The 21,903-nt window shown below is 27.7% G+C and carries 20 protein-coding genes; 1 reads left to right on the top strand and 19 read right to left on the bottom strand.

Annotated elements, in window-relative coordinates:
- Position 1: 1 nt before the first annotated feature.
- The 19 genes from TEGL_RS06040 to TEGL_RS05950 all read right to left on the bottom strand — a co-directional run bounded on the left by TEGL_RS06040 (position 2) and on the right by TEGL_RS05950 (position 21,509).
- Positions 2–670, bottom strand: a complete 669-nt coding sequence (locus tag TEGL_RS06040) for a hypothetical protein (RefSeq protein WP_018589300.1) — start codon at positions 668–670, stop codon at positions 2–4.
- A 67-nt stretch (positions 671–737) separates the two neighbouring features.
- A complete protein-coding gene (locus TEGL_RS06035) occupies positions 738–1,505 on the bottom strand; it encodes a TIM barrel protein (RefSeq protein WP_018589299.1) in 768 nt (255 codons plus the stop codon).
- Between the two features lie 31 nt (positions 1,506–1,536).
- A complete protein-coding gene (locus tag TEGL_RS06030; RefSeq protein ID WP_018589298.1) occupies positions 1,537–2,433 on the bottom strand; it encodes a 3'-5' exoribonuclease YhaM family protein in 897 nt (298 codons plus the stop codon).
- Between the two features lie 327 nt (positions 2,434–2,760).
- On the bottom strand, positions 2,761–3,582 hold the full coding sequence (locus TEGL_RS06025; RefSeq protein ID WP_018589297.1) for a purine-nucleoside phosphorylase: 822 nt from the start codon (positions 3,580–3,582) through the stop codon (positions 2,761–2,763).
- A 114-nt stretch (positions 3,583–3,696) separates the two neighbouring features.
- Positions 3,697–4,983 carry a NupC/NupG family nucleoside CNT transporter gene (locus TEGL_RS06020; protein WP_018589296.1) on the bottom strand — a complete coding sequence of 429 codons (1,287 nt, stop codon included), beginning with the start codon at positions 4,981–4,983 and terminating at the stop codon, positions 3,697–3,699.
- A 16-nt stretch (positions 4,984–4,999) separates the two neighbouring features.
- Positions 5,000–6,199: a phosphopentomutase gene (locus TEGL_RS06015; RefSeq protein WP_018589295.1), complete on the bottom strand. Its 1,200-nt coding sequence runs from the start codon at positions 6,197–6,199 to the stop codon at positions 5,000–5,002.
- A 1-nt stretch (position 6,200) separates the two neighbouring features.
- Entirely contained in the window at positions 6,201–6,866 is a 666-nt protein-coding gene (gene deoC, locus TEGL_RS06010; protein WP_018589294.1) for a deoxyribose-phosphate aldolase, read from the bottom strand.
- A gap of 45 nt (positions 6,867–6,911) precedes the next feature.
- Positions 6,912–8,213 (bottom strand): pyrimidine-nucleoside phosphorylase, encoded by a 1,302-nt coding sequence (locus tag TEGL_RS06005; RefSeq protein ID WP_018589293.1) that lies wholly within the window; start codon positions 8,211–8,213, stop codon positions 6,912–6,914.
- A gap of 222 nt (positions 8,214–8,435) precedes the next feature.
- Positions 8,436–9,497, bottom strand: coding sequence for a BMP family ABC transporter substrate-binding protein (locus TEGL_RS06000; RefSeq protein WP_018589292.1), 1,062 nt, complete (start codon positions 9,495–9,497; stop codon positions 8,436–8,438).
- 11 nt (positions 9,498–9,508) lie between these two features.
- Positions 9,509–10,261: a response regulator transcription factor gene (locus tag TEGL_RS05995; protein ID WP_018589291.1), complete on the bottom strand. Its 753-nt coding sequence runs from the start codon at positions 10,259–10,261 to the stop codon at positions 9,509–9,511.
- Positions 10,255–12,012 carry a cache domain-containing sensor histidine kinase gene (locus TEGL_RS05990; RefSeq protein ID WP_018589290.1) on the bottom strand — a complete coding sequence of 586 codons (1,758 nt, stop codon included), beginning with the start codon at positions 12,010–12,012 and terminating at the stop codon, positions 10,255–10,257. Before TEGL_RS05990 ends, TEGL_RS05995 begins: the two co-directional genes overlap by 7 nt.
- A gap of 225 nt (positions 12,013–12,237) precedes the next feature.
- Positions 12,238–13,536 carry an NAD(P)/FAD-dependent oxidoreductase gene (locus TEGL_RS05985; RefSeq protein WP_018589289.1) on the bottom strand — a complete coding sequence of 433 codons (1,299 nt, stop codon included), beginning with the start codon at positions 13,534–13,536 and terminating at the stop codon, positions 12,238–12,240.
- Positions 13,526–13,981 carry a 4Fe-4S dicluster domain-containing protein gene (locus TEGL_RS05980; RefSeq protein ID WP_018589288.1) on the bottom strand — a complete coding sequence of 152 codons (456 nt, stop codon included), beginning with the start codon at positions 13,979–13,981 and terminating at the stop codon, positions 13,526–13,528. Before TEGL_RS05980 ends, TEGL_RS05985 begins: the two co-directional genes overlap by 11 nt.
- Positions 13,974–15,875 carry an anaerobic carbon-monoxide dehydrogenase catalytic subunit gene (gene cooS / locus TEGL_RS05975; RefSeq protein WP_018589287.1) on the bottom strand — a complete coding sequence of 634 codons (1,902 nt, stop codon included), beginning with the start codon at positions 15,873–15,875 and terminating at the stop codon, positions 13,974–13,976. The genes TEGL_RS05980 and cooS overlap by 8 nt, the downstream gene beginning before the upstream one ends.
- 189 nt (positions 15,876–16,064) lie before the next feature.
- Positions 16,065–16,715, bottom strand: coding sequence for a hypothetical protein (locus tag TEGL_RS05970; RefSeq protein WP_018589286.1), 651 nt, complete (start codon positions 16,713–16,715; stop codon positions 16,065–16,067).
- Positions 16,716–16,885: 170 nt separating this feature from the next.
- Positions 16,886–17,707 carry a MerR family transcriptional regulator gene (locus tag TEGL_RS05965; protein ID WP_018589285.1) on the bottom strand — a complete coding sequence of 274 codons (822 nt, stop codon included), beginning with the start codon at positions 17,705–17,707 and terminating at the stop codon, positions 16,886–16,888.
- A gap of 66 nt (positions 17,708–17,773) precedes the next feature.
- Complete coding sequence (locus TEGL_RS05960; protein ID WP_018589284.1) at positions 17,774–19,117, bottom strand: MATE family efflux transporter; 1,344 nt, start codon at positions 19,115–19,117, stop codon at positions 17,774–17,776.
- Between the two features lie 87 nt (positions 19,118–19,204).
- Positions 19,205–20,470, bottom strand: a complete 1,266-nt coding sequence (locus tag TEGL_RS05955; RefSeq protein WP_081617830.1) for a SulP family inorganic anion transporter — start codon at positions 20,468–20,470, stop codon at positions 19,205–19,207.
- 115 nt (positions 20,471–20,585) lie between these two features.
- Entirely contained in the window at positions 20,586–21,509 is a 924-nt protein-coding gene (locus TEGL_RS05950; RefSeq protein ID WP_018589282.1) for an exonuclease domain-containing protein, read from the bottom strand.
- 160 nt (positions 21,510–21,669) lie between these two features.
- Between TEGL_RS05950 and TEGL_RS05945 the strand changes: the two genes are divergently transcribed.
- Entirely contained in the window at positions 21,670–21,882 is a 213-nt protein-coding gene (locus tag TEGL_RS05945; protein WP_018589281.1) for a hypothetical protein, read from the top strand.
- The last annotated feature ends 21 nt before the right edge of the window (positions 21,883–21,903 follow it).

The raw sequence follows: 21,903 nt of genomic DNA, 5'->3' as shown, positions 1-21,903 counted from the left end.
ATTATAAGTTTTTAAAAATATAGTCTGTTACTTTTATTATTTTTTTATATTTATCAGATCCACTAACATTACATATTAATTTATATAATGTAGGTTCTTGAATCTTTAAAGATCTTAGTAACTTTTTATCTTTTGGTAACCAAATATCATTCATAAGATAATACATTTTTATGATTTTATTTAAGTACATATAAATCAGAAAATCATATTCAAATTCTTCATATTCATCTTTATGTTTTAGTCTAGACATATCTGATAGCAATTGACTAACACGAAATCCTTTTTCTTCTTTTGATAATTTATTGGGACCTTCTTTATATTTTTCTTCACATAATGACAAAATCCCTTTTCCCAAATCATTTTCATCATATAATAATTTTCCATCTTTTATATTAAGAAAAAAATATGTTTTACTTTCTATAAAATCATAACAACCTTTTATAGAAATATAATTAAAATCAAACTCTATTTCACCAATTTTTTCAACTTTTCTAATTTGATTTTTTTCTTGATTTTCTACAATAATAAATAAGTCTATATCATTTACCTTAGGATCTTCTTCATAAATTTTTCCTTTACTAGAACCTGCATGAATAATAGCCTTAACATTTTTATCTCTCTTTACATCTTCTATTACTTTTTTAAAAGTATTATAAATATTATTATTCATAAACTCCTCCTAGGAGTAAGAGTATATATTCGTTATGTTTTTGTCAATAATATAAGCTATTTTTCCATTAAAAAACATTATGCTGTTTTAAAATATCTAATGATTCTTCTATATAATTAAAATCCATCTCAAGTACTACAAATTCTGGGTTTAAAGATAAAATATATTTTAATTCTTCTTCACTTAAATTTCCTTTTAGTATACCTAAATGTTCATCTTTAGTTCCATAATTATCATTAAGATGGATTACTCTAATTTTATTTTTTAATAAGTTATAGTTACTTTTACAAATTAAATTGTGTCCACTATCAAAGCAAAAACTTATGGAATTATTATGTTCAAATATATACTTAAAATCTTCTACATCACTTCCCAAACTAGAAAAATCTCCACCTTTTGTATAAGTATTTTCTATTGTAATATGTAGATTATTCTTTTCTAATAATAATTTATTAAAAAAATCTACTATATTATTTAAGTACTTTTCTTTATTTTTACTTAACCTAGTTGTCATAACATAACCTAAATGCATATTAAAATATGAGACATTTAAAAACTTCAATCCCTCACTTAATATGTTAATATACTCTATCCACTTTTCCTTAATAAATATAATATCTTCACAAGGATTAAGCTCCATTGGTAAATGAATTCCCACACTTAAATCAAGTTTTTTTATATCATTTTCATATTTTATAAGTTCTTCACAATCATAAAGGTTATCAATACCTATTTCTATATGGTTTATTTCTTTATTTTTATTACATATTTCTAGAGCTTCATTTATATTAAATATTAATGAAGATATACCTATCCTTATATTTTTACCATCCATCATTTTATCCCCTTATCTTATATTAATGTAATTATAAATAAAGCTTCATTTCCATCTTTTTGTCATAAACAGACCAAGTATCTTCTTTTGTTTCTTCTTTTATTTGGTTAATTTTGTTTAAAGAAGCATCAACAGTATCAGCAAAATTTAATACTATTGATTCTTCCATATTAGCTTTTTTGGGTGAACCGTATTCCAGCTTACTATGATGTTGAGTAATACATCCCTTTATTCTTGTTACAAAATCTTCACTAAAAGGAATATTCAGTTCAATTATTGCCCTGTCAATCATTTGCACTCCAATAATAATATGACCTTCTAATTCACCCTCTAAAGTATACTTAAAAGGACCACTGCAATCCATTTCGTATATTTTACCTATATCATGAAGTTTAGCACTTAAAACTGCAATTTCTCTCCTCCTACAATCATATATATCACATAATATTTTTGTCAAATACATTACACCTAAAGTATGTTCAGCTAAGCCTCCAATGTAGTTATGATGCATGCTAACTCCGCCAATTCCTCGTTTAAACTTTTCTAAAAATCTTTCATCTTTAAAAAAATAATCATCTAGTATTTTACCTTGTGGTGAAATTATACATTCTCTACTTATGGCTTCAATATCTTTCATAATTTCATCTATATTTCTACTTACAGTTGCAAGATAATCATCAATATTATAGTCTTCTATTATTTTAACTTGAAAAACATCTAAAATATAATCTTTAGTACCTTCAATTTCAATAACTTGACCTGGGTCTAGTTTTACTTTTGCAGGAATTTTTGCATTTATATATCCGCTTTTATCACTTAATAAATAAATCATCTTATTTCCATCTTTATATAATTTCTTATTTACCATAAGACAAATTTTCACACTTCCATCTTTTAAATCTTTAAGGTATGATTTTTTATCTGCCATAACATTTCTCCTTAATTATAAAATTAGTCATTAAAAAAGCTCTAGATTGAAATATAAACTATCTAATCTAGAGCTTTTGCAAAAGACATAGGTGATAGCCTAAGCTTTTGACTTATGTTTCTCAAACTATTTAATACTATCAAAAGGTTAGACAATGCTAGCTTTTACCTAGTTAGTTTGAGATTTTGTTGATATTTAATCAACTATTATTATATTAACCACTAACTTAATTTTAATGCAGAAATTAATCATATAAATTCATCATAACTTCTTATAAATATATTACTAAAAATAGACATGCAAATTGCATGTCTATTTTTAAATTTATTATAATTCACTAACTATAGTTTTAACTAATGCTAAGAATTCTCCTTGAACTTTTTGAGTAGTTTCTATTACTTCTTCATGATTTAAAGGTTGATCAAGTATTCCTGCCGCCATATTTGTTATACAAGAAATTCCCACAACTTTAAGTTTACTGTGTGATGCAACTATAACTTCTGGAGCTGTTGACATCCCAACTGCATCTGCTCCTAATATTCTTGCCATTCTTACCTCAGCTGGAGTTTCATAAGTTGGTCCTGAGAAGAAAGCATACACACCTTCTTGAACTTTTATATTTAACTTATCTGCACATTTTTTAGCTAACTCCATATATTCTTTTGTATATGCAGATGACATATCTGGGAATCTTGTTCCTATTCTATTATCATTTGGCCCAATTAAAGGATTATTTCCAGATAAGTTTATATGATCTGTTATTATCATTAAGTCTCCTGGTTTAAAATCTTTATTAGCTCCACCTGCTGCATTAGTTACAAATATAGTTTCCACACCTAACTCTTTCATTACTCTTACTGGGAAAGTTATCATTTCCATTGAGTATCCTTCGTAGTAGTGGAATCTCCCTTGCATTGCTACAACAGTTTTTCCTTGTAAGTTACCTATAACTAATTGTCCAGCATGACCTTCTACTGTTGATACAGGGAAGTTTGGTATTTCATCGTATTTTATTTTTATAGGATTTTCTATTTCATCAGCTAATACTCCAAGACCTGATCCTAATATTAATCCTATATTTGGTTTTATTTCTGTTTTTGAATTTATATAATCTACTGATTCTTGTATTTTAGTATATAAATCTTTCATTATTTCACCTCATATGTCTTTATCAAATTAATAATAATTTTTTATTATAAATCTATTTTACCCATTTTCTTTTTTTCTTTCAATCTATTTCCATATAAATTTTATACATATAATTTATATAGCGACTACGGCTCCAACTATTAAAGCACTTAATAAACTTACTAAGAAACCACCTATCATTCCTCTAAAAGCAAGTTTCGCAAGTTGATTTCTTTTTTCTGGACAAAATACTGATATACCTGATATACATATACCCATTGAAGATATATTAGCAAATCCACATAAAGATATTGTCATCATAAGACCAGTCCTATAATCTAATCCATTTATTATTTGTCCTAGTTGGCCAAATGCAACGAATTCATTTAATACTAATTTACTTCCAAGTAATTGAGATGCAGTAAAGATTTCTGCCTTATCTAATCCCATTAAGAATCCAAGAGGAGAAAATACATAAGATAGAATTTTTTCTAGAGAAAGGCCTACTGCTCCTAAGGCTCCATTAACAAGAGCAACTAAAGATATAATTGCAATAAGTGATGCACCTATACCAAGAGCCATGTTAAGTCCATCGTTAGCACCTTGAGCTATAGCTGATATTAAGTTGGCATTATCACCTTTATTGTCTATTGTTACTTCATCAGAAACTATTTCTGTAGCTATAGGTTCCGCAATTTCTGCCTCTATAGGTGTATCCTCTATATTAGTAACGTCTTCCTTTGATTTAGCTAATTCTTCTTTTTTATTTTCTGGTAGAAGTATCTTAGAAACTATTATACTTCCTAGAGGAACTAAGGCTCCACCTATTAATAAGTATTCCATTGGTATACCCATTCCTGCATACCCCATAAGAACAGTGGCTGACATACTTCCCATACCAGATATTAAAACAAGCATTATTTCACTTTCACTCATTCCATGTAAATATTTGGATACAAGAATTGGTGATTCAGTTTGTCCAAGAAACATATTTGCAACAGCAACAAAACTTTCAACCTTGCTAGTTCCAAGCACTTTACCTATTGCTCCACCTATTACTTTAACAACAGCGCCTATAATTCCTAAATAATATAGAGCTGCAACTAGAGCAGAGATAAATATAATATTTCCAAGAACTGATATACCAAATATCATTCCTGTAGGAGCACCTGAATCAGATAATGATCCAAATACAAAGTTTAAGCCTTCTCTACCATAACTTAATACATTAGTAACAACATCAGATACTTTTTGAATACCTATTCTCCCCAAAGGGAACTTTACTAATAAAAAAGTTAATATAAATTGTAATATAAGGGCTTTTAATATCATCTTTTTATCTATATTTTTCTTATTGGACGAAAATAAATATAGCCCACATACTACTACCATTATTCCTAAAATATTAATTAATATCGTCATCTTATTCTCCCATTTTTTATTTTATTAATTCTAAAAATGATTTTCCTATTTCAAAATCATATTCTTTGTTATCATCATTAAAATTATCCAAGATAGTCATTCCAATATCCGCCATGGAGTTTAATTCATTTAATTTAATAGGGTTTTCTAAATTTTTATTGTAAATTAAAACTGGAACGTATTCTCTTGTATGATCAGTTCCTTTAAATGTTGGATCATTTCCATGATCTGCTGTGATAATTAATAAATCATCATCATTCATTTCTTTAATTAATTCTCCAAGCTTATTGTCAAAAGATTCTAAAGCATTTTTGTAACCTATAGCATCTCTTCTATGACCAAATAATGCATCAAAATCTACTAAATTTAAAAACACTAGTCCCTCAAATAAATTTTCTTTTGCTATATTTATAAGTTCATTTATCCCATCTTCATTACTTTTGCTTTTTATACTTTTAGTTATACCTTGATAAGAATAGATATCTCCTATCTTTCCTATACCTACCACATCTAAATTTCTATCTTTAAGAGCATCTAATATTGTGCTTTTCGGTGGTCTCAACGCATAATCTTTTCTGTTTGCTGTACGTTTAAAGTTTTCTTTATTTGTTCCTACAAAAGGCCTGGCTATAATTCTACCAACCTTATATTCTTCTTTTAGAGTAATTTCTCTAGCTATTTCACAAACTCTATAAAGTTCTTCTAAAGGTATAATTTCTTCATTTGCAGCAATTTGTAATACACTGTCTGCTGAAGTATATAGAATCAACGCTTTGCTTTTTATATGTTCTTCTCCTAAATTTTTTATTATTTCTGTTCCTGATGCTGAAATATTTCCCATAAACTTATGACCACTTTTATTTTCAAGTTCATCTATTAATTTCTTTGGAAATCCTGTATCTGTAAATACTTTAAATGGTTCTTTTATAAGTATTCCTGTCATTTCCCAATGTCCTGTTATTGTATCTTTTCCCTTAGATAATTCGCCGCATTTTGTACTATAAGCTATTTGATTTTTTACAGATTTTACACCATCTATTTTTTCTATATTTCCAAGACCCATTTTTTGCATGTTTGGAAGATTTAATCCTCCTGCAGCTTTAGCTATGTTGCAAAGAGTATTAGCACCTTCGTCCCCATACTCTTTTGCATCATTTAAAGAACCTATGCCTACAGAGTCTAATACTGTTAAAAATACTCTATTAAATTTTTTCATATTAATACCCTGAGCATTCTTCATTATTTATTAATTTTATTATTCTGCTTGTCCCAAGTCTTGTAGCTCCGATTTCTATAAACTGAGAAGCAGTTTCTAAGTCAGATATTCCACCTGCAGCTTTTATAAGTACATCTTTTCCAACATTATCAGCGAATAGTTTTAAATCTTGTGCTGTAGCTCCTCCACTGCTAAATCCAGTTGAAGTTTTTATATAATCAGCTTTTGCATTTGTTACACATTTACACATAGCAATTTTCTCTTCTTCAGTTAAAAGACAAGTTTCTATTATTACTTTTAATATTTTTTCACCACATGCTTCTTTTATTGCTTTTATCTCTTCTTCTATTTCTTCAAATCTATTTTCTTTTAACATTCCTAGATTTATCACCATATCTATTTCGTCTGCTCCTTTAGATATAGCATCTTTTGTTTCATATACTTTTACATCAGTTGTATTGTATCCATTTGGGAATCCTATTACTGTACAAACTTGCATTTTATCTCCCACATATTCCTTTGCTCTTTTTACGAAAGAAGGTGGTATACATACTGATGCTACTTCGTATTTTATAGCATCGTCACATATTATTTTTATATCTTCCCAAGTTGATGTTTGCTTTAACAAAGTGTGATCTACTGTTTTTAAAATAGTTTTATTATCCATTGTATCTCTCCTATTAAATACTGTTTATTTTAAAGTTTTTAATTTCTATATTATTTTATGAATTATTGGAGCTTTTTCAGCTTTTTCATCTGCTATGGTATAAGCACTTAATAACTCTTCTTCTGCTTTTTCAAACTTAGATTCATCTGATGAGTAAAGAGTTGCTAATACATCTCCTACCTTCACATAATCCCCCATTTTCTTTTCTAAAATAATTCCTGCTCCATAATCTAAATCATCTTCTTTAGTGTGTCTTCCAGCTCCTGTTAATAATGAAGATATTCCTACTTTCTCAGCATTTAATGCATATACATATCCTTCTTTAGTAGCTTTAACTTCATGAGTTAGAGGTGCTATTGTAAATAACTCAGAATTATCTATTACAGATGGATCTCCTCCTTGAAGTACAGCTAATTCTCTTAATTTAGCTAGTGCACTTCCATCTTGTAAGCATTCCTCTAATTTTTTTCTTCCTTCTTCCATAGTTTCAACTAGTTCACCAAGCATTAACATTCTTGATCCTAATTGAAGAACTAATTCTCTTAAATCTTCTGGTCCTTTTCCTTGTAATATTTCTATAACTTCCTTTAATTCAAGAGCATTACCTATTGCATATCCTAAAGGCTCTCCATTTAAGGTTATTGCAGCAGAAGTATTTCTTCCTAAACTTTTTCCTATACTAACCATAGCTTTTGCTAATTCTTCAGCATTTTCAGCGGTTTTCATAAATGCACCTTCGCCATATTTAACATCTAGTAATATTGCATCAGATCCTGAAGCTATTTTTTTACTCATTATACTTGCTGCTATTAAAGGTATACTGTCAACAGTTGCAGTTACATCTCTAAGCGCATATATTTTTTTATCTGCTGGTACTAAGTTTTGTGTTTGCCCTGCAATAACAAGCCCTGCATTTTGTACCATTTCTTTAAATTTGTCTTCCTCCACAGATATATCAAAGCCTGGTATTGACTCTAATTTGTCTAACGTTCCTCCTGTATGTCCGAGTCCTCTTCCTGATAATTTAGCAACTTTTCCTCCCGCTGCTGCAACCATAGGTACTAATATTAAAGATGTTTTATCTCCAACTCCACCAGTACTATGTTTATCTAGCTTTATTCCGTCTATCATACTTAAATCAACTATATCTCCTGAATTAACCATTGCCATAGTTAAATTTGCAGTTTCTTCTTTAGTAAATCCATTTATATATATTGCCATTAATAATGCAGATGTTTGATAATCTGGTATTTCACCATTTGTATACTTTTCTACAAAAAATTCTATTTCTTCTTTACTTAGTTCTTCCTTGTCTCTTTTTTTAGATATAATATCGTACATTCTCATTGGTTTTTCCCCCTTATGTGTTATAATTATCTCACTACATTTTATATATTTAATTATACAAAGGAAAACATTTTCTTTACATAAATTATATTGAGGTTTCTTGTAACAATATTGATGTATTTTTGTAAATATAACTTTAAATATACAATAACATGCAATAATTTTGACATTTTGTAAAAATATTGATATTTAATAAAAAAAATAACCCACCATAAATGTGAGTTATTTTTTATTATTTAAATATTTATCTAGTTCATCTTGAGTAGATGGTATTATAATTTTTCCATCAATAATTAGTTTTTTTATTTCTTCTACTTTTTTAATTATGTTAGAAGGAATTTCAACATTAGAACCTTCTCTTTCATATCCTATAACATCATCTTTAAGTCCTAACTCTTTTATTCCCGGCATCCACTTATCATTTACTATAGATTCAATCTCATTATATATGATTACATTGGCATACCTAGTTGCTGTTGAAACTATATAATCTGGCTCGTATACATTTTGATTAGCATCCACACCAAAAACATATTTATTCATTTCTTTTGCAGCTGCAAATACACCAAATCCCGATTGACCTGCCAGTTGCTGAATATAATTCACACCCTTTTTATGCATTAGAAGACCAATTTCTTTTGCTTTTGCTGGATTATCAAAATCTCCCACGGAAGCCTTTATTACATTTATATTAGGATTAATATATTTTACTCCAGCTTCAAATCCAATGGCACCTTCTTCCAAATAGCTTAGATTTTTCCCTAGAATAACACCTACGCTGTCACTTTCTTGTTTCGTTTCAGTTGTACACAATCCTGCTAAAACACCATTTAAGAAAGTTTGTTCATTCCACCTAGTGTATATTGAGCTAACATTAGGTAAACTTAACTTAGAATCTATAATAGTAAATCTTTGTTTTGGATATTCTTCAGCTATTTTTTTAATAGCATCTTCCTGTTCTTCTCCTAACCCTATTATTAAATCATATTGTTCATCTTTTGCATAATTTAAATATGCTCCATCATAATCGTCATTATTTTTCACATGTATATAATCAAATTCTATTCCTAATTTTTCTTGAGCTTCTAGCATACCTTCATAACATAAGTCATTAAATGACTTATCTCCAAGTCCTGTTTGATTAAATATAATAGCTATCTTAAATATTTTTTTTTCTTCTTCATTATAATAAAGTAAATTTCTTTTGTTACTATCTACTAAATAAATCATAAATAACATTACTATAAATAATATTACTATTGTCTTAATGTGAGCTTTCTTCATTTATATTTACCTTAATATCTATCATCATCTGGAGATATACCTTTGTATTTTTTATATGTTTTAGAAAAATAGCTTGGATTTTGATATCCAACCTCCAATGCTATTTCTCCCACCTTCATATCGCTATTTTTTAAAAGATACTCTGCTTTATTTAGTCTATAGTTTGTAAGATATGTTGAGAAATTTTCTCCCACTTCTTCTTTAAATAATCTTGAAAAATATTCATGTGATAAAAATACATTTTTAGATATATCAGCTAGACAAATAGGTTCTTTATAATTAGAATCAATATATTCAAGTGCCATTGTTATTGATTTTGAATATTTATTTTCATCTTTATCCACTTCTATACTTTCATTTTCTTTATTAACAATTACTTCTTTTTTAATAATCATATCCTCTTCAATTTTAGAAAATACTTCTTTTAATTCCACTGGTCTTATATCTGATTTAATTAAATATTCAAATACACCATAACTTATAGCCTGCTTTGCATAATCAAACTCTGCATAATTACTTAATAATACTACGTAAACATTTGGCATTATTTCTTTTACATTTTTTGTAAGTTCAATTCCATCCATCAATGGCATTTTTATATCACTTATTATCACTTCTGGATTTAATTTTTTAGCTAATTCAAATCCTTCTTTTCCATTATTTGCACTGCCTAATACTTTATAATCATCTGAAATTTTTGAAATATTATATACTATCCAATCCCTTATTGGAGCTTCATCTTCAACTACTAAAATATTTAGCATATATCCTCCCTTAAATTTGGTAACATAAATATAACCTTTGTGCCTTTACCTTCTATACTCTCTATTTTCAATCCATATTTTATTCCATAATTTAATTGGATTCTTTCATTTACATTAGTAACACCTATAGAGTTTATACTTGCACCTTTATTTAACACATTTATCAATTTATCTTTTGACATACCTATTCCGTTGTCTTCAATTATTATTTTAATATATTCATTTTCTTCAAAAGCAGTAACTTTTATATTACCGAAATTATTTTCCTTTTCCATACTATATAATATTGCATTTTCTAATATGGGTTGTAATATAAATGAAGGAACTTTAAAATCTAGTATTGTTTCATCAATATCATATTCAATTACAAAAGTATTTGGATATCTCATTTGTTGTAATTCCCCATAGTTTCTTATATTTTCAATTTCTTCTCTTAAAGTAATCATTTCACTTGCTTTTGGTAATATAGCTCTAAGCAACTTTGTAAATCTATATAACATTTCTTCAGCTTCTTCATTTTTTTCCATAGATATTAAAAATCTAATTCCACTCAAAGTGTTATATAAAAAATGTGGATTTATTTGTGCTTGTAAAAAGCTTAGCTCTGCAACACGCTTTTGTTTTTCAGACTCTTTTATATTTTCTATAGATGTACTAAGTTGGTTTACCATACTATTAAATGAGTCTTGTAAGTCTCCAATTTCATCATCTCTATTAACAATAATGTGTGACTTCAAGTTTCCACCAGTTACTTCTTGCATTTTATCTTTTGTCTGTATAATCGGTTTTGTAATCCACTTTGAAAGTTTATATGTGATTATTAAAGCTATAAAACTTACTAATATTATTATAAGAGTTGTTATAGATACAATTTGATTTGATATTTTCATACTAATATTGCTTGGGATTTCTTGTATTATTTTCCAATTATATTCTTCGATTTTAGAAATAATTTTGGTGTTATTTTTCATATGGCCTTCAAACTCTGCATTATTATTTGATATATCTTCATAGTTTTTACCAATGTCTCTTTTATCTTTACTCGATATAATTTTTCCACTTGAATCTGTTATGTAAATATCTGTCCCATAATCTGTTATTTTTGAATATCTATCATACAACATCGTTTCACTTATATCCATTATTAAAATTCCCAAAGTCTCATTAGTTATAATATCTTTAATTAACCTTCCCATTTTAAAAATATTTTTATAAGGGCCTATACCATTTTCATCTTTATATGTATTAATTAAAACTGTATCTCCATCTGCCTTTACAATTTCTTCATACCACAGTTCTTTTTTTATATTTTTTAAATGATATTTATTTTTTGAATAGGTGCTATATGTATATCCATTATTTCCTACTATATATAGTTCTGGCTTCATATTATATCTTCCATATTCCCACACCACATCATTTAATAATCCTTCTACATATGAATTTGTATTTTTTTCTAAACTCTTATCAGAAGAAATATCTTTATAAGAAGTCGCCAATATTTCCATTAAGTTACTATCAACTACAATATTATCTCCCATGATTTCCACATTCGACAGTAATATAGATATATTATTTGCCACTTCATCTAAAACTTGTTCTCTCATTACTTTCATTTCTTTATCTACTATTTTATTAGTATTTTTCACTTCCCAAAAGGAAATAGCAAATGATATTAATAATATAAGCATAAATAGAAGCAAAAATAATTTTAACGTAATACTTTTTCTCATTTTCGAAATATTTCCCATTTATTTTAACATCCTTAAAAATTTCTTGTTATAGTAATTAAGTTTAAACTATATCTTTTTTTTTATCAATTATATTTTATATTGCATGGTAAGTTTGTCTTAATAAAAATACATAAAAAATAATCATTTATATTATACATTATAAAATAAACATAATACTTTTTAATATGCAAAAACAGCTGATTATTTAAATCAGCTGTTTTTGTTAAGTTTATATAAAATTTCCTAAATGCTATATTCAAACTCTCCATTTTCTTTTATGGAAAAGAAATCAGCATATCCAATATCAAAAACTCTATCTCTTAAATTAGATATCTCGATCTTATGTTTTATTAGATAAGTAATAGGTCCTGTATAAGAAATATCTCCTTGGGCAACAAATCCTGTTATTACATTATCCTTTATAACAAACTTTTTATATCCATCCTTGTCACATCTAGTAATTACATCATAAGTATCGTCTGGTGGTATAACTATTCCTAAAGAAATTGTTGGTATCCCTGCAAAGTTCATGCTATTTTTAAAAGTAAATTTATCGTCTATAACTTTTTCAACTCCTGCCATATTGTAAGCTGCTACAATTCCTTGTTTTACAGCTAATGGCCAAATGGCATTTTTGCCAACTACATCTCCTGCCGCATATATATCTTTTACTGTAGTTTCACATTTATCATTTATAACTATTCCTCTGTTATCTTCTATATTAGTATTAGCCACAATCTCTGTATTAGGTCTAACTCCTGTAGCAATTATTAATAAATCACACTCAACTATGCTACTGTCTCCCAGTTCAACACCTTTAACATTCTTATTATCATCTAATACAATTCGATTTACTGGTAAAGAAGAATATAATTTTGCACCAAGTTCTATAAATTTGCTTTCATATACTTTAGCTGAATATTTATCAAGTTGTAAATCTAATATATACTCATTTGGATAAATTAAAGATACTTCTAAATTCCCCTTATCTAAAAGTGATGTCAATATATCTATGCCTATAAGGCCTGCTCCTATTATCGCAACTTTTTTACTCTCTTTGATTTTTTCCTTTATATAGATTGCATCTTCAATATCTCTAAGGGAATAAATATTATTTCCTTCTTTTGCATTTTTTATTGGAGGCACAAAAGATTTTGCTCCTGTTGCTATTAGTAATTTATCATAACTTATCTTTTCTAGTTGTAAGTTTACTATTTTACTTTCAGTGTCTATACTTTTTGCTTCAGCATTTTTTATCCACTTTATATTGTTTTTTTCCATAAAATCTATATCTACAAAATTAATACTTTCCACACTTCTATGTTCTGAAATAACATGATGTAACATACAACGAGAATATATCTTTTCATCTTTTGATATAAGTGTAATATTTCCCTTTGGATCTAATTGTCTTAAAGTTTTTACTGCATTTACTCCTGCTGCACTTGCTCCTAAAATCACATATTTCTTTGGAGTATTTTTTATTTCAATATAATTTTTTTCTTTATTAGATGATAATTTGTTAAATAATTTATCTAGCATAAGCATCCTCCTTTTGTAGCTCGATAGCTCCTGTAGGACACATAGCTACACACTTAGGAATTTCTTCGTTTTTACATAAATCACATTTTAATATTTTTTGTTTGCTTCTATCGTCTATTTTTAATAAACCATATGGACATGACATTACACACATATAACAAGATCCACATTTACTCTCATCATATGAAACTATTCCCGTCTCTTCGTCTTTACTCATAGCTCCACTCATGCAAGTCATTACGCATTCTGGCTCATCACAATGTCTACAAAATATAGGTACTGGTTTATTATTTCTGTCCATTTCTATATGATTTTTACTTTCAGTATCTATACTATCTAAATCTAATGTGTATATATTTTCAACATTACTATTTCTTAACATACAAGCTAGAACACAACTTTTACAACCCTTACATAAGTCCTTATCAATTAAAATTCTATGCATAAGATTCCACATCCTTTAACCCAAGTTTTACTCTTCTATCTATTATTATTTCTTCTAACTGATCTGCAGTTGATTTAGGATCTGGGTTTACTATTACGTGACCTCCTGTTATATCTTTTAAACCTTCTGTTAAAACTTCTGTAACTAATTTACTTCCTGTTATAAATGGAGGAAGAGCTAAGTGTAGAGGAAGACCTAACGCTAGACCAAATGCTCCATCTGCAAGTGCTTGTTCTTCTAACCATTGTGGTGCAGAAAGTACAAGTGGAAGCTGCGGTAAGTCTATTCCTAAGTATGCTGCTAATTCTGTTGCAACTATTTCAAGTCTACCTATTGCTAGACATGGCCCAAAATTTAATACTGGCGGTATGTTAAGTTGTTTACATACAGCTTTTAAATTTTCTCCTGCTAACTCTTCTGCTCCTGGAGACATTAATCCTACGTTTTCAAGTCCTCCAGTTGAACATCCTGCTGACAATACTATAATATCTCTCTTAATTAATTCTTTAGTTAGCTCAACTGTATTTATGTCATGTCCACCAGCAGTCATATTTGAACACCCAACAATTGCTGCTACACCTTTAATTGTTCCATTAGCTATTAAGTCTACTAATGGTTTCCATGAATCACCTAAAAATTCTTTTAAGTTCTTTTCACTAACACCAGTTAAAGATTGTTCAAATCCATGATCTTTTGGTATATCTATTTTCACTTCATTTCTTCTATTTTTATAAGATTCTAAAGCTTCATTTATTAATTTCCTATCTATTTCATCGTATTTATTTCTGTCTAAGTAAATATATTCTGCATTTTTCTTTTTAGCAACATCATCAAGACATATCATTTTAACTTTTAATTCATCTGCTATAGGTTCAAGCCCTGGTATTGTACAGTTAAATTCTGAAACTATCATATCTATTGCACCTGTTGATAATACTGCTTCACTTGTAAAGTTATTTCCTGCATGACCTGCAAATATTTCTTGATAATGTTCTCCCCTAAGTTGTAAATCTTGACCTACACATGTACATCCTACAAGTCTAAATCCTTTTGCTCCTACTGCTTTTGCAAGTTCCACAACTTCTTCTTCTTTTAATTTTTCTTGGAATGATGTAAATGTTGAATGTTGATGTCCTGTAATCATTATGTTTATATAATCTTCGTCTATTACTCTAAATCCAACTGGTGCCATTCTTATAACTGGATCACCTAGCATTATGTCATTTATAAGGTTTGTAAGTGTTAATCCATAAAGTCCTGTTGAAATTCCAAGGCTTAAACAACTCATTAACATATCTACTGGATCTGAGTTTAAGTTTGTTGATGATTTTACTACTCCGTCAAATACTTCTGACTTAGCTCCACCAGGCATAATCCCTAACTCTTTCCATTTTTCTACTCTTGGTCCATATCCTATTTTTTCAACAAGTTCCATTTTTGTAAATCTAGGTTTGTATAAATCATTTAAAACTGCATCTGCTACTTTAATACATTTTTCATATTTATCATCAGCTTCTATCCCTAATTTTTTAGCTAAATGATTTAATGCTTTTTCACTTTTGATTATTCCCTTTGTTTCCCCCACATGTTTTAGATTTAGAGCTGTATTTTCTACTACGTGAATATAACATGCTGAACCTGATGCAACTGCTCTTAAAAAATTTCTACCTACTATTGTATCTGCATCTGCTCCACAAATTCCCTTTGGTGATTTAGGTGTTATTCTACAAGGTCCATTGGAGCAGAGTCTACAACAAACTCCTTGTAAGCCAAATCCACATTTTTGCTTTTGAGTTTCTGTTCTGTGAAATGCTGTGTCAAACTCCTTACTTGCTACGAAACTTTCCAATCTTTCATCTGCACTTTTGCACATTTTACAACTATTACAATCCATTTTAACTCCCCCTAAAAATAATCTTTTTTAATTTTGACATCTTAAGAAATGATTTTTGATTAGCTTAATTTTTGTGATAGTTTATTAATTAACAAATTTTTCTTATTATTATAGATACCTAGAAAACTTTTTCCTAAACATTTTTTTGTATTTTTTAAATAAAAAAAGATAGAAACTAATCTATCAATTTTATTTTAACCTTATACTTAAATTCGCTACTAAATAATCTTCCTCAACAGATATTGATTTTATATTGGTATTTTTAAAAAAAGTTTTATCTATTATTATATCTCCCTTATCCACAGTAATACTGTCCAAGTTTGAGAACCAACTATCAGCTATAGCATCAACAATATCGTTATTTAAACTTAAATTTAATACTCTAATATCTTTTAAGTTAAGTTTCAAATCATTATTTTCAGTTAACGTAGGTAATATATCTATATCTATTGGTGTTTTTAAATAAGCAAGAAGCTTATATTGACCTCCTATAGTTAATCCATTTTCATTAATTGTAATTTTTATATTTTCAATATCTTTATTGTTTGTATTTTTCAAATAGTGATCAACAAAACTTAATATTGTATCTTCTGGTATATAAAAACTTCCTTCTATTCTCAATGGATTATCCAATATTTTTATATCCTTTGATTCCAGTCCTACTAGTGACTGTATATATTCTATTTGGTTTTGTGGTAAATTAAAATTTGTATTTACATTCATATCTATCTTAGGACTATTATTATTTATACTTTTCCATTCAAGACTTCCTATAAAAAACAAACTTGTAATAACCAATAATATTATTCCAATGAATAAATACTTTCTTCTATTTTTCAATAAAATACCTCCTTACATAAATCCCCACTTAATTCATAAGTTATACTATATAAATATATACTTATAAAGATTATATACATTACCAACAGATTACATAATTAATTAATGTAAAATTTTGAAATAAAAACAAGCTATCATGAATTTTTTTGATAGCTTATTTTTTATTTTAACTAATCTTCTATTAAAATTTCTATTTGTCCAAGGGATTTTTCTTCTCCATCATTTCCCACTCTAGTCATTATATATATTTCGTTAAAATCTCCAATAGTTTTTATATTATTACTTTCTATGTATTTCATAATCACCTCATAATATTTGCCTGAATCTCTGTAAGTATCATCAAAATACATGGTCAAATAATTTCCTTTATTCATTGAAATTATTTTATCGTCTTTAAAATACACATTTTCTCCCAAATTAATCATTACGTTTTTGCACTCCGCTCGTCCTTCTCTTTTCACATCTTCATATGATACGGTGAAAGCTATTTCTGCATTAATATTTTCATAATCTCTTTCTACTTCCAAAAGAATTTTTCTTAAGTTAATTTCGAATTCATCAGAAAAACGATCAGTAAAGTTATACTGAATAAATTTTCTTTCTTCATTGTGTTTTATAAAAATGTCATTTATTCCTCTGTTTAAGGATATTTTTATTTTAGCTTCTAAGGATTCCACTTTATTTTTTATATTTTCTAACTCTTTCATTTTTTCTGTTACTATTTTCTTTTGATTACCCAATATCTCAACTATAGATTCCAAAGATGTGTAGTTGTTTGTAACTTCTTTTATTTCTTCTAAAGATAAGCCCATAGCCTTGCACTGTTTTATTAAATCTATAGTATTAAAATCTTTCATAGAATAATACCTATAGCCTGTATCTTCATTTATGTAAGAAGGTTTTAATAATCCTACCTTTTCATAATGTCTTAAAGTTTGTACTGATAAGTTATTTAGTTTTCCCATTTGACCAATAGATAAATACTTTCCCAATTTATCACCTCCAAAATTATGTATGCAAAAAGGACATTAATTTAAATATTAATGTCCTCATTATACCTACATAATAGCAGCTTCTTCAAGTGCTTCTGATTTTTTTTCTTTATTTAAAACAATATCTGTATATTTTTTTACATTAGCGATTATATACATAACTATAAATGTTAATGATTCTGATGTTAAAACACTTACCCAAATTCCGTTTAACCCAAATATTTTAGGTAATACATATAAACATATTGGTAAAAATACCATTGCTCTAAATATGCAGAATAAATTCGAGAATAAAGGTATTTCTACTGCTTGATAATAAACCAATGTATCTAGGTTTACACTTCCTACTATATAAGCAAGACATGCTATTTTTATACCATTATAAGCAAGCTCAGCTATTTTAGGATCTGTTGTAAATATTCCAACTACACTAGTTCCAAATACATAACAAATTGCTGCTGCACTTATACTTACTACTAAAGATGATATTACATTAATTTTATAGAATTTCAACATTTTATGTTTATCTTTTCTACCAAAATTATAACTTATAAGCGGCTGTGCTCCAAATGTTAATCCTAATAATACCATATATATATTTGTTGTTATATAGTTTATTATACTATATGTTGATATTCCTATTTCTCCCATGTAATTTGAGAATGCGATATTGTGTAAGAATACTATTATTGAGAAACTTAATTGTCCAAAGAATGATGGGAATCCAACGTTTAATACTTCTTTTAAAGTATCTTTGTTTAATGATGCATTCCCAAAGCTTAATACTCCTCTTTTTCTTAAGAAATGTGGTAATAGCATTGAAACTGTAACTATTTGTCCAAGTCCAGTAGCTATTGCGGCTCCTTTTATACCCATACCTAATGGGAATATAAATACATAATCAAGAATTACATTTGTAATGGCACCTGCTATAGTTGAAACCATTGCAAGTTTTGGTCTATTATCATTTCTAACAAATGAATTTAATACTATACCTACTAAGTTTGGTGTGCAAAAGATTGCATAATATCTTAAGTATTCTGTTGCCATAGGTGCTAAATTATCTGTTGCACCAAGCATCCTAACTATTTGTTCTGGAAACGTCACACAAACTATAGTTGTAACTATACATATTATTAATAATAATTTCATTACTTGTCTAAATATATTTAATGCTTTATCAATATTATTAGCACCAACATTTTTTGATACTAATGCCCCTCCACCTACTGCTAACATACTTGCTATTCCAAACAATACAACAGTAAAAGGAAGTACTATATTTACGGCAGCTAAAGCCGTATCACCAACACCTTGCCCTACAAATATTCCATCTATTACTGTATATAAAGACGAAATAAAGTTTGCCAAAGCAGATGGTATTGCATAACTTAAAAATTCTGTAACCATAATATACCTCCTGTTAAAATACTAAGGTATATTATAAAGTCTATACTAAGTATAGAGTCAATATTTATTTCAAAAAATACTTATGTATTAAGCAACTTCTTCAGTAGCTTTATCATCACTTTTATTTATAAATAAAACAGCAATTAAATGTATACTCATACCAACTATTATGGCTATAACCAAATCAAATACTATTGTTAATATAAATGTTGATAAAAGAACAACTACATCTATTTTAGGTAAGCTCATCATTTCCTTCATTTCTTTCCACTCACCCATATTATAAGAAACTATTATTAATATTGCAGATAAAACTGTCATAGGAATCATTTTTGCTAATGGCATTAATAATATCATTATTAAAAGAAGTGTAATGGCATGGATAATCCCAGATATTGGACTTCTTCCTCCATTTTTAACATTTGCAGCTGTTCTCGCTATGGCACCTGTTGCAGGTATTCCTCCAAATATAGCTGAAGCAATATTTCCAAAACCTTGTGCTACAAGTTCACTATTTGAGTCATGTTTATCATCTATCATTTTATCTGCAACAACACAAGATAAGAGTGATTCTATTGAAGCCAAAACTGCTATGGTTATGGCTGGTTGAATTAATTGAATTATTTTATCCATATTAATTTTAGGAATGCTTGGCATTGGTATAGTTGATGATATATTAGAATATAAACTTCCAATTGTATCAACATTTAAACTAAATATTTTTACAACTAATGTGGCAAATACTAATGCAATTATTGATGCTGGTACACCTTTATTTACTTTTGGCCAATATACCATTATCAAAATACATGCTAAGCCTATTAAAAATGTAATTAAATGAAAACTATTTATATTTTCTATGTATGCTGCTATTTTGTATAATGCTTCGGCGGGAACATCTTTTATATTTAATCCTAATAAATCTTTAATTTGTGTAATAAGTAAAGTAACTGCAATTCCACTAGTAAATCCAACTGTAACAGTTTGCGGAACATATTTTATAAGATTTCCCATTTTCAGCATACCCATAATAATTAGTATTATTCCAGACATTATGGTTGCAATAATAAGTCCATCAATTCCGTAGGTTTTTACAATCCCATAAACTATTACTACAAAAGCACCTGTAGGTCCTCCTATTTGTACTTTACTACCACCTAAAAAAGATATCATAAATCCAGCAAATATAGCTGTAATAAGGCCTTTCTCTGGTGACACTCCTGATGATATAGCTAAAGCTATAGATAGTGGAAGAGCTATTATTGCTACTATAAAACCAGCTATTATATCATTTTTCATTAGGTCACCACTTATTTCATTATTTCTAAACATTGTGATTAACTTTGGCGACATTCTATTATACTACCTCCTTTAAAACTTCGTCCTTCTGTATCATACTCTTAGAAAGTAATAAAGTCAAAAAAAAATATTTAATAATAAATTTTTATTTTTATTTTTAAATATTTTTTTATTCTTTTAGTATCTTTTCAAATTTTTCTTCATTCACTATTGTTAAATCTTGTCCTTGATTTATATAGTTAACTGCAGTTCTTAATTTATTACTCATTTGATTTGGGCTTAAACCTTCAATGTTTTTAACATTAGTAATTAAAATATTAGTTTTTTTAGTAACAGAATTTCTTGTTATACCACCTAAGTCATTAATAATATTTATTGCTTCAGATCTACTCATAGAATTCAGTTCTCCTGTGAATACTACTATTTTATTTTTAAAGTAATCAGTTTCTGATGAAAATATATCATTGTTATACTCATTATCTTCATATTTCTTTGAAACAACACCTTCTCTTATTTTTTTACATGGTGAATAAGTATTATCAACTACACTACCCAACTTAAATCCTACAATCTTAGCAATATCATCTATATTATTTAAATTCAATTCTTTAGAAATATTTATTAAAACATTTGCAGCGGCAGTAGCATCTGCACTGGCATGGTGATGATTAAATTTATAATCTAAATGTCTATTTACTGTATTTAACTTATGATTATTCAAATATCTATAAAATAATTTTGAAGCTACTAAAGTGCATGCATAATCTAAGTTTGGATATTCTAAATTATAAAGATCTAGCGTATTTCTTAGTACAGAAAAATCAAAGGATGCATTATGCGCTATTACCAAATTATCTTCTAAATATGTTTTTATCTCTGGCCATAATTCATCAAATTCTTTTTCACTAATTACATCTTCTTCTCTAATTCCATGTATAATTACATTTCTTGGTTCAAATCTAAGTGGTTTTGGCTTAATTAGCCAATATTTTTCTTCTATTATTTTGTTATCTTTTACAACAGTAATACCTAAAGAACATGCAGAATCTCTTTTTTCATTTGCTGTCTCAAAGTCTATAGCCATAAAATTCATACAAACCTCCACAAATTAATATTTTACGATACTCATTATATCATATAGTTTGAATTTATACTTAAGTATATCCCAAGCAGACATATTGACTATGTTATCCTACTATAGTATTCTATTTTTAAGTTATTATAAAAATTAGTATTGGGGGGTAATAATTAAAATGAAAAAAACAAGTAAATTCTTATCATTTATGATATCACTTGTTATCTTATCTTCATCTCTTCCTACATTTACCTATGCAGAATTATATAATGATGCCTTAGATAATTCTCAATCAGTTGAATCTAGTAAAGATGAAAATACTGACTCATCCGAACCACAGGAAAATGTTCGCCAAGATTCTCAGCTTGCTAAAGGATCTTATCTTTATTAGACTAATTATGAGCAAACAAAA

Origin of the sequence: Terrisporobacter glycolicus ATCC 14880 = DSM 1288 (assembly GCF_036812735.1) — a bacterium.
Lineage (GTDB): Bacteria > Bacillota > Clostridia > Peptostreptococcales > Peptostreptococcaceae > Terrisporobacter > Terrisporobacter glycolicus.
The sequence above is the reverse complement of the archived record's forward strand: the minus strand, read 5'-3'. Positions and strand labels throughout refer to the sequence as shown.

What these genes read in the sequence shown, in the direction of transcription:
- TEGL_RS06020 (WP_018589296.1), bottom strand. Translation starts at nt 4,983, where the DNA reads ATGACGATATTAATTAATATTTTAGGAATAATGGTAGTAGTATGTGGG.
- TEGL_RS06015 (WP_018589295.1), bottom strand. Translation starts at nt 6,199, where the DNA reads ATGAAAAAATTTAATAGAGTATTTTTAACAGTATTAGACTCTGTAGGC.
- TEGL_RS06040 (WP_018589300.1), bottom strand. Translation starts at nt 670, where the DNA reads ATGAATAATAATATTTATAATACTTTTAAAAAAGTAATAGAAGATGTA.
- TEGL_RS05995 (WP_018589291.1), bottom strand. Translation starts at nt 10,261, where the DNA reads ATGCTAAATATTTTAGTAGTTGAAGATGAAGCTCCAATAAGGGATTGG.
- TEGL_RS06000 (WP_018589292.1), bottom strand. Translation starts at nt 9,497, where the DNA reads ATGAAGAAAGCTCACATTAAGACAATAGTAATATTATTTATAGTAATG.
- TEGL_RS05950 (WP_018589282.1), bottom strand. Translation starts at nt 21,509, where the DNA reads ATGAATTTTATGGCTATAGACTTTGAGACAGCAAATGAAAAAAGAGAT.
- TEGL_RS05945 (WP_018589281.1), top strand. Translation starts at nt 21,670, where the DNA reads ATGAAAAAAACAAGTAAATTCTTATCATTTATGATATCACTTGTTATC.
- TEGL_RS06030 (WP_018589298.1), bottom strand. Translation starts at nt 2,433, where the DNA reads ATGGCAGATAAAAAATCATACCTTAAAGATTTAAAAGATGGAAGTGTG.
- deoC (WP_018589294.1), bottom strand. Translation starts at nt 6,866, where the DNA reads ATGGATAATAAAACTATTTTAAAAACAGTAGATCACACTTTGTTAAAG.
- TEGL_RS06025 (WP_018589297.1), bottom strand. Translation starts at nt 3,582, where the DNA reads ATGAAAGATTTATATACTAAAATACAAGAATCAGTAGATTATATAAAT.
- TEGL_RS05960 (WP_018589284.1), bottom strand. Translation starts at nt 19,117, where the DNA reads ATGGTTACAGAATTTTTAAGTTATGCAATACCATCTGCTTTGGCAAAC.
- TEGL_RS06035 (WP_018589299.1), bottom strand. Translation starts at nt 1,505, where the DNA reads ATGGATGGTAAAAATATAAGGATAGGTATATCTTCATTAATATTTAAT.
- TEGL_RS05980 (WP_018589288.1), bottom strand. Translation starts at nt 13,981, where the DNA reads ATGCATAGAATTTTAATTGATAAGGACTTATGTAAGGGTTGTAAAAGT.
- TEGL_RS05990 (WP_018589290.1), bottom strand. Translation starts at nt 12,012, where the DNA reads ATGGGAAATATTTCGAAAATGAGAAAAAGTATTACGTTAAAATTATTT.
- TEGL_RS05985 (WP_018589289.1), bottom strand. Translation starts at nt 13,536, where the DNA reads ATGCTAGATAAATTATTTAACAAATTATCATCTAATAAAGAAAAAAAT.
- cooS (WP_018589287.1), bottom strand. Translation starts at nt 15,875, where the DNA reads ATGGATTGTAATAGTTGTAAAATGTGCAAAAGTGCAGATGAAAGATTG.
- TEGL_RS06005 (WP_018589293.1), bottom strand. Translation starts at nt 8,213, where the DNA reads ATGAGAATGTACGATATTATATCTAAAAAAAGAGACAAGGAAGAACTA.
- TEGL_RS05955 (WP_081617830.1), bottom strand. Translation starts at nt 20,470, where the DNA reads ATGTCGCCAAAGTTAATCACAATGTTTAGAAATAATGAAATAAGTGGT.